This window comes from Ochrobactrum teleogrylli (assembly GCF_037482325.1).
Taxonomy (GTDB): Bacteria; Pseudomonadota; Alphaproteobacteria; order Rhizobiales; family Rhizobiaceae; genus Brucella; species Brucella teleogrylli.
Genome location: NZ_JBBHKQ010000001.1, coordinates 1,718,233 through 1,730,925, shown reverse-complemented (window position 1 = coordinate 1,730,925; position 12,693 = coordinate 1,718,233). Strand labels below are relative to the sequence as shown.

Below are 12,693 nucleotides of genomic sequence, written 5' to 3'. Positions count from 1 at the left end.
GATCTTTTCAGTTCGTGCTTGTCAATTTGTATCTGTTCCGGCGGATTTCAAGACGCGTAGTCTATACCGTTGCGTCTGCCTTCGCACCTTCTGATACTGCAAGGATACGTGGTTCGTGACCGGTCGATTTCAGGAAGGCGATGAGGTCTTCGCGCCGGATCGAGGTGGTGGCTTCGTTGGTCAGCGGGTGTCCGTTGATGACATCATATTTCATCAGATCCGCATCGATGACGACCTGAACATTGTGGTCGCGGTCGTTGATCGCGCCGAACACTGTCACCGATCCCGGAATGACACCCAGATATTCCAGCAGCTTTTCCGGTTTGCCAAACGAAACGCGGCTTGCCGCACCGATCACCTGATGGATCGACTTCAGATCGACCACGGCATCTTCCTCCACGGTCACGAGAAAGAAATTGTCCTTCTTGTCCTTCAGGAACAGGTTTTTGGTGTGTCCGCCGGGAATTTCGCCACGCAAGCCTTGAGAATCCGCAACCGTGAACAAAGGCGGGTGTTCCACGGTCGTCACCTCGATACCGAGATTTTGCAGATAGTCGAGAAGCTCCTTCGGCGACAAAGCCATGATTCCACCCATTTCCATTCAATATTCAAATTGTTCCGTTCAGGTTTATAGACCATGGCATGCACGGCTGTAACCACCCGAACCGAACTTTGGACAATCTCCGGAAAACGACATTTTATTGTAATTTCCCTGTTGCATTCCGAAATGCCTTAGTCCATATAGCGCCTGCCTGACGGAAACGACTTCCTTCGGAAACGTTTTCAGGTCGAAACTGGCGCGAGCGGGTGTAGCTCAGGGGTAGAGCACAACCTTGCCAAGGTTGGGGTCGAGGGTTCGAATCCCTTCGCCCGCTCCAGTTTCCAGCAAGGCAACGATCAAAATCCCGGCTTCGCCCGGGATTTTTGCTTTTCTGGGTTTCCTTTCGAACAGATTCAGCCCTGCCAGCAAACTGAGCTAGCGCTCAGTTGCCGACAAATTCGAACTTGTCCACGTCGACCAGACCGCGATCCGTGATTTTCAGATGCGGAATCACCGGCAGTGCGACAAAGGCCAGTTGCAGGAATGGTTCTTCCAGAACCGAGCCCAGTTCTTCCGCCGCATGGCGCAGCTTGCGCAATTCCTCCCGCACCACCTCATAAGGCTGGTCGCTCATCAGTCCGGCAATGGGCAAAGGTAGTTCGGCCAGCACCTTGCCATCGCGAACCACCACGAAACCGCCTTCGATCTCGCCAAGCCGGTTGGCGGCGACCGCAATATCCTCGTCCGATGTGCCGACGGCACAAATATTGTGGCTGTCATGGCTGACAGTTGAAGCAATGGCTCCCGCTTTCAACCCGAAACCATGCACAAAACCGGTGGCGATATTGCCATTCTTGCCGTGGCGCTCAACCACCGCGATTTTCACAACATCCTGTTCGAGATCGGGTTCAACACCCTTCGGTCCGACTTTCAGCTCGAATTCGAGGCTTTCGGTGATGATCTTGCCGGGAATGATGCCAATGGCGCGCGTCTTGCCGCTGTTGGAATGCGAACGGAAATTGGCAGCACTGACACGCTGCGCCTTCACGCTGTTGCGCCCCACTTCGGCGATTGTCTTGCGCTGGGCAAAAAGCTCTTCCGAAACCACACGTCCTGCCGAGAGGACGATCTCGGCATGACAACCTTCCAGACTGTCCACGATCACGAGATCGGCGCGCTGCCCCGGCGCTACCAGCCCCCGGTCAAACAGGCCAAATGCACGGGCCGCCGAAACACTGGCCGCACGATAGATGGCCAAAGGCGACACGCCGCCCGCAATAGCGGTGCGGATCAGATAATCGAGATGGCCCTGATCAGCGATATCGAGCGGATTGCGGTCGTCGGTGCAAAGCGCCAGAAACTGCGCGTGGCGCTCGGTGATGATCGGCATCAGCGCCTTGAGGTCCTTGGAAACCGAACCTTCGCGGACCAGAACATGCATGCCCTTGCGCATCTTCTCCAGCGCTTCTTCGGCGCTTGTCGCCTCATGTTCGGTACGAATGCCGACGGAAATGTAGCCGTTCAGGTCCTTGCCGCGCAGCAGTGGTGCATGACCGTCGATGTGTCGCCCCTGAAATGCGTTGAGTTTGGCCATGCATTCGGGGTCTTTGGCCAGAACACCCGGAAAATTCATGAACTCGGCCAGACCGATCACCTTTGGATGATCCGCGAAGGGCAGAAGATCGCCGATCAGCAGTTCCGCACCCGCCGTTTCCATATGCGTGGCAGGGACGCAGCTCGACAACTGAACGCGGATATCCATCACGGTTTCCAGCGCGCTGTCGAGGAAGAACTTAATGCCCTCCGCGCCCAGAACATTGGCGATTTCATGCGGGTCGCAGATAACCGTCGTCACGCCTTGCGGCAATACGCAGCGATCGAATTCATGCGGCGTGATGTGCGAGGATTCGATGTGCAGATGCGTATCGATAAAGCCCGGCACGACGATGCGCCCCGAAATGTCGATTTCCTGCTTGCCGGAATAGGTCCCGAACGTGCCGACAATGCGATCCCCGCAGATTGCAATATCGCTTTCCACCAGCTCGCCGGTGACAAGATCGAAGAAGCGGCCACCCTTCAGCACGATATCGGCAGGCTCGCGGCCCACGCCTTGATCGATCATCCGTTCCAGCATCGCTTACTCCATTCACAACTGAATCAATTCGAAAGAGGTTATCATAATGCAAGACGCGGCGGTAAGGTCGCCCTTCCGCCGCGCCGTCGATAACAATACCGCGTTGTCAGCGGCGATATTCCATGATGCGGCTGCGGCTCAAAACCAGTTCGAGACGATTACCGTCGAGCTGGTGCAGACAGACGCGCCGCGTCCACGGGCCGTCTTGCAGCGTGAAGAGCGCCCGTCCATTGCCCATGTCTTCCAGCGGTATGGCGCGGCGTGTGGGACCGATCCCCCAAATGACATGCCCGTCCCTGATATCGAAACTGGCGCCATAAGCCGATGCCTGCCAGTGGCCATCCAGTTCTCTTCCGGCAGGCGACACCGATGCCGGATTCAGGCGACACGGGGCATAGCCGATTTCACCTTCCAGCACGTCACCCGTCCAGCGCAGCTTGACCGGCGACGACGCAGAAAGGGACGAGAACCAGCCATCACCAACGCTGTAGAGCGTTTCTTGGGCATCAAGGCAATTGGCGACGCCATTGCGCATTTCCAGCCATAGCGACCCGGTTTCGGCAACGTACAATCCGTCCGGGATCGTGCAATCGGTATCGGGCAGCTGCAAACTATAGAGGGCGGCCATACAATCGCGCGCGATCCTATAAGTGTCGGCGTCTTCCCGGTTGGACACAACAACCATGCCGCTTTTCGCAAGCGGATCGAGCAGAAAATAGCTCTTGTAACCGGGATGCGAACCGCCATGGCCGACAAATGCCCGTCCGTCCACGCCGTTCCAGCGCAGGCCCAGACCATAGCCGGTCGGACGTCCGTTCGACAGGGTGCGTTCCGCAGAGAGTTTTGCGAGTAATCCCCTGTAAGCACCCTCGCCTTCCAGAAGCGCTTGCGCCCAGATCGTCAAGGCCATGCCGCTGCCGACCAGACAACCCGAAGCGGAAAGATGCAAGCCAGCAGCGCTCAATTGCCACTTGTCGCCCGCCTGAAAGTAACCCGGGGCCAATCCCTTGATCGGATCGTTCCACAGATCGGGCGCATCGATCGCAAGACCAAGCGGCGCCGCAACTTTGGCCTTTATGAAATCGCGAAAGCTTAAGCCTTTGCGTTCCAGCGCGGCTTCCACCAGCCGATAGCCGGTATTGGAATAGGAAATTTCGCTGCCTGCTTCAAAATTGAGCCGCGTCAACGATGCTAGAAAATCCAGAAGCTGGTTTGCTTCAGTCTGTGTGTAGACGGAAAGACCAAGCAGTGTCAGGCATTCGCGCGTATCGGGCAGGCCGCCAGTCATATCCAGCGCACGGCCCACGGTCACATCCGCCAGCGGGCTTTGCAGTTCCGGCAGATGGTCACCGAGACGATCATCGAGGCTTATGACATCGCTATGGCTCAGAACCATGGCGCAGAACAAATGCTTGGTGATGGACGCGTAGCGCACGACCGTATTGGCCGTAAAGGGAACACCCGTCGCGAGGCTTTCCAGCCCGCCCGCATAAGCGAATTTGACCCCGTCCAGATCAAAACCGATAATCACACCGCCGGGCTCATCCTTCGCCCAGCTTCTCGAATAGACCTTCGCAGCCTGTGAGGCAGCGTTCCAGTCCGCATGCATTGGCATAAAATCTCCGTCAGACAGCTCTTGCATTTCAACGCTCCCTGCATGCGCAATTCCCCCGCCGCCGAGCTGTTCCACAATCCCGGATGCCGAATGTTCACTGTCTCAAGAAACATCGCGGCACCATAGCATGGGATCGTGGCCGACCGCAGATAAATGGGATTCTCTTGTCCACGCAAGACCGCCTCACTGTACGGTGTGAGACACATGACGCAGAAAACTCGTTTGCAATTTGCCGTCAGCGGGTCCACTACGCCATTGAACTGAATGATCAGCGTGAAGGAAAACTCCCAACATGGCGACAGAACAATTGATTCCGGTATTCGATGGGCACAATGATGTTCTGCTGCGCCTGTGGTCTTCCAACAAGCCTGCGCCTGAAAAGCGCTTCCTGGAAGGCGAAGATGTCGGGCATATCGACCTGCCCCGCGCCCGCAAGGGGGGCCTCGGCGGTGGACTATGCGCGGTCTATGTTCCGTCTCCTGCCCGTGAGCTTGACGCCGACGGCAATCTGCCAACGCCAAGCCAGCCCGATGCCATGAAGGCGACATTGGGCATGGCGGCCATCCTGCAGAACATCGAACGCAAGTCGGAAGGGCAGGTTCGCATCTGCCGGACGGCTGCGGATATTCGCGACGCTTTTGCCAAAGGCATTTTCGCCTCCGTCTTTCACATTGAAGGCGTGGAAGCTTTCGACGAAAGCCTCGATGCGCTTTACGTGCTGCACGCAGCCGGCCTCCGAACGCTCGGCCCTGTCTGGAGCCGCCCCAATATTTTTGCCCATGGCATTCCGTTCCGTTTTCCATCATCGCCCGATATCGGGCCGGGCCTGACCGATCACGGCAAGGCGCTGATCCGCGCCTGCAATGAACTGAAGGTCATGGTCGATCTTTCCCATATGAATGAAAAAGGCTTCTGGGATATTGCTGCCCTGTCCGATGCACCGCTGGTTGCGTCGCACTCCAATGCCCATGCGCTTTGCCAGCAAAGCCGCAATCTCACCGACCGGCAGCTGGACGCCATTCGCGATACCGGTGGTCTTGTCGGCCTGAATTTCGGCGTCGGCTTTCTGCGCGAAGATGGCAAACGCGACCCGAATACCGATCTGAACGAGCTGGTGCGCCATGCCGACTATATCGTCAACCGCATCGGCATCGATCACATCGCGCTTGGTTCGGACTTCGACGGAACGACGATCTCGAACAGCCTGCATAGCGTCGCCGACCTTCAGCGTGTGATCCAAACCTTCCGCGCGCATGGTTATGACGACGCATCCCTCGTCAAACTGGCCCATGGAAACTGGATTGATGTGCTGGAGCGCAGCTGGGGCCAATAAGACCCAAACAATCCTGCAAATCCAGACAAAGTATCGAGGAGGCCTTCCGGGCCTCCTTTATTTTTTGCTCAAGACAGCAACACCCGTCTCCTGTAACGTCATAAAACTTCCGCAGTTAATCCACAGCCACTCACAATTTTTCGCGGGACTTTCGATTTTTTTCTTTTCGATAGCTACTATTTTCGGGTTTACTCTGACATAGGTGAAATCGAAGGTTGATCCTTCCCTAAAAATTGAATTCATATAAGCGTAATAACGATAATGCAGGTTCCGGAGTTATCGCGAGCAGGCTTCGCTGTTCCTGATATTCACGCAACCTCAACTCCGAGGAGGAAACATGCTTACCCGTCTGATCTCGACCTCTGCGCTTACAGGCGCGCTTGCTCTTTGCATCGGTTCGCAGGCATTTGCCCAGACCGAGTTGTCCTGGTGGCATGGCATGACCGGCGCCAACAACGAAATGATCAACGAACTCACCAAGGAGTTCAACGAAAGCCAGAGCGACTACAAGGTCGTTCCGGTCTATAAGGGCAGCTATCCGGAAACGTTGAACGCTGGCATTGCCGCGTTCCGTTCCAAGCAGCCGCCGGCAATTCTTCAGGTCTTCGACGCTGGCAGTGGCGTGATGATGGGCGCAGAGGGCGCTGTGGTTCCGGCAGCGGAAGTGCTGGAAAAGGGCGGCTTCAAGTTCGACAAGTCGCAATATCTGCCGGGTATCGTCGCTTATTACTCCAAGCCGGACGGCACCATGCTGTCCTTCCCGTATAATTCCTCGTCGCCAATCCTCTATTACAACAAGGATGCCTTCAAAAAGGCTGGTCTGGATGAGAACAATCCGCCAAAGACCTGGCCGGAAGTGTTTGAAGCCGCCAAAAAGATCAAGACGAGCGGCGCTGCAGCTTGCGGTTTCACCTCGACCTGGCTGACCTGGATCCAGACCGAAAACTTCGCAGCCTGGAACAACGTGCCCTATGGCACCAACGAAAACGGCCTCGGCGGCACCGATGTGAAGCTGGAAATCAATTCCCCGCTTTACATCCAGCATTTCCAGTCGATTGCCGATCTCGCCAAGGATGGCACTTTCCGCTATGGCGGTCGCACCTCGGAAGCAAAGCAGCTCTTCACCTCGGGCGAATGCGCCATGCTGACGGAATCGTCCGGTGGTCTCGGCGATGTGGTCAAATCCGGCATCAATTACGGTATCGGCCAGCTGCCTTATTATGAAGGTCATGGGCCTCAGAACACCATTCCCGGCGGTGCGGCTCTCTGGGTTTTCGCTGGCCTCAGCGACGACCAGTATAAGGGCATTGCGCAGTTCTTCAACTTCCTGTCGCAGACCAAGATTCAGGTCAAGCTGCACGAGAAGTCCGGCTATCTGCCGGTGACGCTGGCGGCTTACGAAGAAACCAAGAAGTCGGATTTCTATGAAAAGAATCCGGGGCGCGAAACGCCGATCCTGCAGATGATGGGCAAGGCCCCGACCGAGAACTCCAAGGGCGTGCGCCTCGTCAATCTGCCGCAGGTGCGCGATATCCTGAACGAAGAGTTCGAAGCCATGCTCGGCGGCAAGCAGGACGCGAAGACCGCGCTTGAAAACGCTGTCAAGCGTGGAAACGATGCGATCGCAGCCGCACAATAAGTTTTAAATCAAGCAATGCCGCCTGCTCTTAATCGAGTGGGCGGCTTTGTTTCCTGCAAGGAAATCGCCGTGCAGAAAGTCACATTCCCCAATAAGATCTTGCCCTATTTCCTGCTGGCGCCGCAAATCGCGCTGACGCTGGTGTTCTTCTTCTGGCCCGCCAGTCAGGCCATTTATCAGTCCTTCATGCGTGAAGACGCGTTCGGCCTGAAATCCACCTTCGTAGGGCTGGCAAATTTCAGCGCGGTTCTCTCGGACCCGAACTATCTGCATTCCTTCAGGGTCACGATTGTCTTCAACGTCCTGACGGCTTTTGTGGCCATGGGCGCAGCCTTGTTGCTGGCGACCGCAGCCGACCGCGTCATACGCGGCAAGACCTTTTATCGCACATTGCTGATCTGGCCCTATGCCGTGGCACCTGCCGTCGCTGGCATGCTGTGGCTGTTCATGTTCAACCCGGCGATGGGTACACTCGCCTATATACTGCGCCGCAACGGCATCGCATGGGACCCGCTTCTGGATGGCAATCAGGCTATGGGCCTCGTTGTTTTCGCGGCGGCGTGGAAACAGATTTCCTACAATTTCCTGTTCTTTGTCGCAGGCTTGCAGGCAATTCCTAAGTCCTTAATCGAAGCAGCGGCAATCGATGGCGCGCGCGGCGCGCGGCGCTTCTGGACCATCGTGTTTCCACTGCTGGCACCGACTTCGTTCTTCCTGCTGGTAGTCAACACGACCTATGCCTTCTTCGATACATTCGGCATCATCCATGCCGTCACCGGCGGCGGTCCTGCCAAGGCCACGGAAACGCTAGTCTACAAGGTTTACAATGATGGCTTCGTCAATCTGAACCTCGGCTCGTCGTCGGCCCAATCGGTCATCCTGATGGCCATCGTCATCGCCCTGACTGCCTTCCAGTTCCGCTTCGTTGAGAAGCGCGTGCATTATTCGTGAGCGAGGCGGCCATGATCGAAAAACGCCCCATCTCCAATCTGATCGGCCACCTGATCCTGATCATCGGGATCATCATCGTCGCCTTTCCGATCTATTACACCTTCATCGCCTCGACGATGAGCTCGTCGGAAATCATCCGCCCGCCTATCTCGCTCCTGCCCGGCGATAATCTCATCGAGAACTATAACGAAGCCATATTCGGCGGCGTGGAGCGCGTTGTCGGCGTCAGCCTTGAACGGCTCTTGTGGAACTCGTTCGTCGTGGCGATGGCGATTGCCATCGGCAAGATCATCATCTCGTTCATGTCAGCCTTCGCGATTGTCTTCTTCCGCTTTCCGCTGCGCATGTTCTTCTTCTGGATGATTTTTGTGACGCTGATGCTGCCGGTCGAAGTGCGCATCCTGCCGACCTACAAGGTCATCGTCGATCTTGGCCTGATCGATACCTATGCAGGGCTTACACTGCCCCTGATGGCATCGGCGACAGCGACATTCCTGTTCCGGCAGTTCTTCCTGACCATTCCGGGAGAACTGGTCGAAGCCGCGCGCATCGATAATGCAGGACCGTTCCGCTTCATGCGCGACATTCTCCTGCCGCTGTCGAAGACGAATATCGCAGCGCTTTTCGTCATTCTCTTCATTTACGGATGGACCCAGTATCTGTGGCCGCTGCTCGTTACCAATGATGCGAAAATGAACACGATCATCATCGGCCTGCGCCGCATGGTCGATTGGGCCGACGCATCCACCCCATGGAACTATGTCATGGTAACGGCAATTCTGGCCATCATCCCGCCGATCCTCGTTGTCGTGCTGATGCAGCGCTGGTTCGTCAAAGGTCTCGTGGAAACGGAAAAATAATGAGCAAAATCGTTCTTGATAATGTCCGCAAGAGCTATGGTGCCGGCATTGAAGTCATCAAAGGCGTTTCACTGGATATTCAGGATGGCGAATTCGTCGTTCTCGTCGGCCCATCGGGCTGCGGCAAGTCCACATTGTTGCGCATGATCGCAGGGCTTGAAGGCATCACCGGCGGCACGATTGCCATTGGCGACCGTGTGGTCAACGATGTCGAGCCAGCCGAACGCGACATCGCCATGGTGTTCCAGAACTATGCGCTTTATCCGCATATGTCGGTGCGCGATAACCTCGCTTATGGCCTTAGAAACCGCAAAACGCCGAAAGACGAGATCGAACGCCGGATCGCTAAGGCCGCCAAGGCGCTGGAGATCGAGCAGTTTCTTGACCGCAAGCCGCGCCAGCTTTCGGGCGGCCAGCGCCAGCGCGTTGCCATGGGCCGCGCCATCGTGCGCGAACCGGCGGCATTCCTGTTCGACGAGCCGCTTTCCAACCTCGATGCGAAACTGCGCGTTCAGATGCGCGTCGAGATCAAGCGCCTGCAACGTTCGCTCGGCACCACCAGTGTTTATGTGACCCACGACCAGATGGAAGCCATGACCATGGCTGACCGCCTCGTCGTGCTCAATGCCGGGAATATCGAGCAGGTCGGCACGCCCATCGAGCTTTACGAAAAGCCCGCTTCGACCTTTGTGGCAACCTTCATTGGTTCCCCGTCGATGAACCTACTGGAAGGCGGCGCAAGCACGCTGTGGCAGCCGGGCAGTGCCATCACTATCCCGTCAGGCAGTTTCACGCTCGGCGTACGCCCGGAAGATATTCGCATCATCGAAGCCGGAGAACCGCCGGCAGATGGCTTCAACGCCGATGTGCGCATTGACGCTATCGAACTGGTTGGCGCGGAAAGCTTCATCCATGGCTCGCTTTCCGATGGCAAGCCGCTGGTCTTCCGCGTGGCCGGACGCTCGGGCCATGCAATCGATGAAGTCGTGAAGGTCGGCGCTTCAGCGCAGAACGTGCATCTTTTTGATGCGAATGGCCGCCGTATCGGCGACTGATTGAAACAGTCTTGCGCTCTGCAACCAGAGCGCAAGACGCCGCCTTTTCTTATATGCGCAATGTTTACATCACCTTGAATAATCAATTTCCGTTTGAAATTTTATGCGTTACACAGAAAGGGAATAATTTTCTCATTTCTGGGAATGCGTACTGAATGACTCATCAACAGATACTGTCCTTCGCTGTGATCGTACTCATGATGGGGGCTTTTATCTGGGGCAAGTTTCGATACGACATCGTGGCGCTTTGCGCGCTTCTGCTTGCCATCGCGGTCGGTGTCGTCCCTTATGACCAGGCGTTCAGCGGTTTCAGCGACGACATCGTCATCATTGTCGGCAGTGCGCTGGTGGTTAGCGCGGGCGTCGCACGCTCTGGCCTGATGCAGCTTGCCGTCCAGCGGTTCCTGCCCGAAATGAACAGCGTTCGATTGCAGCTGGCCGTGCTGGTCGCCATCGTGACAGTGCTTTCCGCCTTCGTGAAGAATGTCGGCGCGCTGGCGATCATGATCCCTGTCGCCTTTCAGTTTGCCCGCCGCTCCAATGTCTCGCCCTCGACATTCCTGATGCCGATGGCCTTCGGCGCGCTGCTCGGCGGGCTGATGACGCAAGTTGGCACCTCGCCCAATATCGTCGTTTCGCGTATTCGCGGCGAAATGGTCGGCGAGCCTTTCACCATGTTCGATTTCACGCCGGTCGGCGCTGTGCTTGCCGCTGTCGGCCTCGTCTATCTCGTGTGCTTTTACTGGCTGGTGCCGCAGCGCACCCGCGAGAACGTTTCGCTCAACGAAGCGATCAAGATCAAGAACTACGCTTCCGAAGCCCGTGTTTCAAAATCCTCGCCACTGGTAGGCAAGCAGATATCCGAACTGATCCGTCCCGCCGAAGGTGAGGCGATGGTCACAGCCATCATCCGCAAGGAAGGGCGCATCACGCCCCTGCCCGACACAGTCCTTGCCGAAGACGATATCGTCATGCTGGAAGGCGATCCGAAAGCGCTCGATACGGTTGTCAGCGCCGGAAAGCTGACCCTGTCCGAAAATCGCGACCCGAAAGACACGAGCGGCTCGACCGACATTGAGGTGGTTGAAGCCGTCATCGGCAAGAATTCCCATCTTGTCGATCTTTCGGCGCAACGGCTCGAGCTTTATGCGCGCTATGACGTCAATCTCCTCGCCGTCAGTCGTCCCGGCGAGCGCATCACGGAACGATTGAGCGAAGTGCGCCTGCGCTTTGGTGACGTGCTGGTGCTGCAAGGCAGACAGGCCAGTCTTTCGACCTTCCTGCCGGAATTCGAGCTTTTGCCTCTGGCGCGGCGCAAGCTGATGCTTGGAAATGTCCGCAAGAGCCTGATACCACTGGCAATTCTGATTGTCGCCATTGGCGCGACCGCTTTCAGCATCGTACCGGTTGCCATTGCGTTTTTCGCAGCTGCGGTTGCGATGCTGCTTTTTAAGGTGATCCCGCTCAACGAAGTTTATGACGAGATCGACGGACCTATTCTGGTGATGCTCGCGGCGCTCATACCCGTATCGGACGCACTCAGGACCACAGGCGGCACTGATCTGATCGCCGAAGCCCTCGCCACCATTGGTCATCAACTGCCACCCGCCGGTGCACTGGCGCTGATCCTGGTCGCCGCAATGATGGTGACGCCGTTTCTCAACAATGCCGCCACGGTTCTGGTCATGGCACCCATTGCAACCAGCTTTGCCGCTGGTCTTGGCTTCAGGCCTGAAGCTTTCCTGATGGCGGTGGCGATCGGCGCGGGATGCGATTTCCTCACGCCCATCGGCCATCAATGCAACACGCTGGTCATGGGACCGGGGGGTTACAAATTCAGTGATTACTCCCGCCTTGGGCTGCCGCTTTCCATCATCATCGCGATCGTAACCGTGCCGACATTGATGTTCTTCTGGCCGCTGAAATAGGACGGCTCAGAGCTTCTGCGCGCGAACCCAGGCAAGGCTTTCCGCCACGATTTTCCCCACCGGGTCGGCAACGTCTGCCCGGAAAACAAGCGGCTCGCCCACCGGGTTTTCCAACGTCGCGATCTGGCTTTCGAGCATGGCGACCGGCATGAAATGGCCAGTGCGGTGTCCCATATGCTCGTGGAGAACTTCGAATGTTCCATCGAGGAAGATAATCAGAACCGGTGCACCGGCAGCAGCGCGTAAGCGGTCGCGATAGGTCTTTTTCAAAGCGGAACAGGAAACGACGATGCCATCATTTGCTGCGGCAAGCTGTTCGCCGATCTTGTCCAGCCACGGCCAGCGGTCTTCATCCTGAAGCGGAATGCCCGCCGACATTTTATCGACATTGGCCTTGGGGTGGAGGGAATCCCCTTCCAGAAAGGGCAGCTGCAATTCGGCAGCGATCTTCTCACCGACAGTGGACTTTCCGGAACCCGAAACGCCCATAACAATCATACGCAGCATCAATATCCTCACAGGCTCGCCGACACGCTGGCGCCGGCATGCGAAGTCAAAAAGTCTTCGCTGAAACAAAACCGGATCACGCAACACGAGCGATGTGCGGCGTAACCCGTCGGCCTGTCAAGCTTCGGTA

General features: G+C 56.8%; 10 protein-coding genes and 1 tRNA gene. 7 read left to right on the top strand and 4 right to left on the bottom strand.

Features of this window, described 5'->3' with window-relative positions:
• Positions 1-61: 61 nt before the first annotated feature.
• Entirely contained in the window at positions 62-583 is a 522-nt protein-coding gene (locus WIX40_RS08030) for a prolyl-tRNA synthetase associated domain-containing protein (protein ID WP_109367976.1), read from the bottom strand.
• Between the two features lie 220 nt (positions 584-803).
• Here WIX40_RS08030 and WIX40_RS08025 point away from each other — a divergent pair.
• Positions 804-878, top strand: a tRNA-Gly gene (locus WIX40_RS08025).
• Between the two features lie 105 nt (positions 879-983).
• Here the strand turns inward: WIX40_RS08025 and ade are convergent.
• Positions 984-2,675, bottom strand: a complete 1,692-nt coding sequence (gene ade, locus WIX40_RS08020; protein WP_339439762.1) for an adenine deaminase — start codon at positions 2,673-2,675, stop codon at positions 984-986.
• 106 nt (positions 2,676-2,781) lie between these two features.
• Positions 2,782-4,290, bottom strand: a complete 1,509-nt coding sequence (locus WIX40_RS08015; protein ID WP_339439761.1) for a serine hydrolase domain-containing protein — start codon at positions 4,288-4,290, stop codon at positions 2,782-2,784.
• 292 nt (positions 4,291-4,582) lie between these two features.
• On the opposite strand from WIX40_RS08015, the gene WIX40_RS08010 reads away from it, so the two are divergent.
• The 6 genes from WIX40_RS08010 to WIX40_RS07985 all read left to right on the top strand — a co-directional run bounded on the left by WIX40_RS08010 (position 4,583) and on the right by WIX40_RS07985 (position 12,056).
• Entirely contained in the window at positions 4,583-5,623 is a 1,041-nt protein-coding gene (locus WIX40_RS08010) for a dipeptidase (RefSeq protein ID WP_339439760.1), read from the top strand.
• 337 nt (positions 5,624-5,960) lie between these two features.
• On the top strand, positions 5,961-7,262 hold the full coding sequence (ugpB, locus tag WIX40_RS08005; protein WP_339439759.1) for a sn-glycerol-3-phosphate ABC transporter substrate-binding protein UgpB: 1,302 nt from the start codon (positions 5,961-5,963) through the stop codon (positions 7,260-7,262).
• A gap of 69 nt (positions 7,263-7,331) precedes the next feature.
• The gene (gene ugpA, locus WIX40_RS08000) at positions 7,332-8,213 is read left to right on the top strand and encodes a sn-glycerol-3-phosphate ABC transporter permease UgpA (RefSeq protein ID WP_109367974.1); all 882 of its coding nucleotides are present in this window, start codon (positions 7,332-7,334) and stop codon (positions 8,211-8,213) included.
• Positions 8,214-8,224: 11 nt separating this feature from the next.
• Positions 8,225-9,073 (top strand): sn-glycerol-3-phosphate ABC transporter permease UgpE, encoded by an 849-nt coding sequence (gene ugpE / locus WIX40_RS07995; RefSeq protein ID WP_121538360.1) that lies wholly within the window; start codon positions 8,225-8,227, stop codon positions 9,071-9,073.
• On the top strand, positions 9,073-10,128 hold the full coding sequence (locus tag WIX40_RS07990) for a sn-glycerol-3-phosphate import ATP-binding protein UgpC (RefSeq protein ID WP_339439758.1): 1,056 nt from the start codon (positions 9,073-9,075) through the stop codon (positions 10,126-10,128). Before ugpE ends, WIX40_RS07990 begins: the two co-directional genes overlap by 1 nt.
• A gap of 155 nt (positions 10,129-10,283) precedes the next feature.
• Positions 10,284-12,056 (top strand): SLC13 family permease, encoded by a 1,773-nt coding sequence (locus tag WIX40_RS07985; protein WP_140023848.1) that lies wholly within the window; start codon positions 10,284-10,286, stop codon positions 12,054-12,056.
• 6 nt (positions 12,057-12,062) lie between these two features.
• On the opposite strand, the gene WIX40_RS07980 is transcribed toward WIX40_RS07985, so the two are convergent.
• On the bottom strand, positions 12,063-12,563 hold the full coding sequence (locus WIX40_RS07980; RefSeq protein WP_109367276.1) for a gluconokinase: 501 nt from the start codon (positions 12,561-12,563) through the stop codon (positions 12,063-12,065).
• Positions 12,564-12,693 lie beyond the last annotated feature (130 nt).